Origin of the sequence: Ornithinibacter sp. (assembly GCF_035443565.1) — a bacterium.
GTDB lineage: Bacteria > Actinomycetota > Actinomycetes > Actinomycetales > Dermatophilaceae > Fodinibacter.
Window position 1 is genome coordinate 1 of record NZ_DAORSO010000317.1, and the last position, 1,693, is coordinate 1,693.

Annotated in this window: 2 protein-coding genes; both read right to left on the reverse strand. The window is 43.8% G+C overall.

Translation table 11 applies throughout. From position 1 onward, the window contains the following. Positions 1–191: 191 nt before the first annotated feature. Entirely contained in the window at positions 192–1,466 is a 1,275-nt protein-coding gene (locus PLL68_RS14845) for a transposase (protein WP_068562705.1), read from the reverse strand. A 46-nt stretch (positions 1,467–1,512) separates the two neighbouring features. Further along, on the reverse strand, positions 1,513–1,693 hold a 181-nt coding region (locus tag PLL68_RS14850), incomplete at its 5' end, for a hypothetical protein (RefSeq protein WP_324535411.1).

The following is a 1,693-nucleotide window of genomic DNA, read 5'->3' on the forward strand; positions in this document are numbered from 1 at the left end:
GAATCAATTACGCTGTTCGCTTTTTTTGTAGAATTGAAAGAGAAAAAACAAAGCCGATGGCTTTTTCAGTCGCAAATATGCAGAATATGGGCCTCTTAATACCGATCAGTATGTGTGGGCATAAGCAGGATTCTGTTTTTTTCATACGAAGGCATGACAAAGAAACGTACGGATATTCTATTTTTTAGAGGTTACGCTACCCAAGCATTCAAATGACCCAACTCATTTTTTTGGATATTCCGTTTAGCGAATGCCAACATGACCAGAAAAGCCATGGTTACGAAAAGGTTCATTTTCTTTTCACCCCGTATAGTATGTTGCTCAAACAAGAAATCACGATCAAGACGCCCATTCACCCGTTCAATCGCAGTCCGCTTCTTGTACAGCCGCTTGAATTTGTGGCTATTACGCGCTACTTTATTGAAAACACGCCGATTATCCTCCCGTTTGATTCTGAAAATACGGGAATCCTGGTGTTGCGGTTTGAATCCGTAACGAAGGGAATCAGTCGCACTATCATAGCCTTTGTAAACCAACGCCACTTCCTGTCCTCTTTCATCGACATAGAAAACTTTCCCGTTATAAGTATAGGTCAAATCGGTATCACGGTATTGTTTAGTAGGTCCCTCTTTTTTCCACTGGTTCTTAATATCGATAATCGGAATAATGTCTCTCGATTCAATTTCATCCAGCAGGGGGCCTCCGTCATACCCTCTGTCTGCAAGAAGATAGTTGCAGCTTTTCAATTGAGCATCCGGCAATGCCTTTATTAGTCTTTTCGCGACCGTAGGCTCGCCTTCCGAAGCCTTTGTAAGTTCATAGCCAATCGGCAGTTCATAAGTGGCATCGATGATCAAATGCAATCGATAGCCGAACCACTTCTTCTTGTTCGTCACTTTCTCTCCTGAAGGTGTAGTAGTGGTGTATTGTTTGATGGTAAAGTTCGCCTCAGTGTCCCTTCTGCCGTCTTCTTGTTTATTCTGATTGGGCCCTTTCGCGTAGGAGGGAATGATTTTCCCATCTAGAGCGAGGATTTCGCCAAACCCATCTAGGGAGACGTACATCTCGTCCACTAGCTCGTGGAACATAACATCCAGCAAACCTTGGTGCTGCAACAGTTTCTTTACGAAACGGGAGAAAGCGGCTTCCGTGGGAGCCAACTGATAACGATAAGACCCTTTTTTCGTACGGATGATCCGAGTTTGGAATCCGCATACCTCCCGGAGTTGGCTGTTGCGCTTCAGTTCCCGGATCAAAGCTGCAACTGTGGGGTGTTGGAACACGAAACTGGCAAGGAAAGCCCGCCACATGGTGAACACAGGATAATCATTCCGCCCCTTCCCACGTTCTTCTTCCAAAAGGGCGATGAGTTTCTCGTCCGGCAATGCATTCAGCACGTCATTTAATTTCTCTAAATCCCCGAGCTGGTTATTTTCAAAAATGGATAATTGTGTTATTCTGTTCATAGAAAAAGCGACCTCCTTAATATTTTGTAGTGACTATATTTTACTGCTATTTCAGCAGTATGGGGCGCTTTTTCTTTTTTTTTTTTACATTAGTCGCAAAATCCATAAAACAATAGATCGCCAAGGTGAAAGTGCTGTAACAGCAGGCTTTCACCTTGGCGATTTTTATTTTGCTACATCCGCTATCCTTAGAGCCCCAAGGGCTCCAGAACAGCGTAATTGATTCC

Excerpts from the sequence above, each read along its gene's own strand:
- PLL68_RS14845 (WP_068562705.1), bottom strand. The coding sequence starts at position 1,466 with ATGAACAGAATAACACAATTATCCATTTTTGAAAATAACCAGCTCGGG.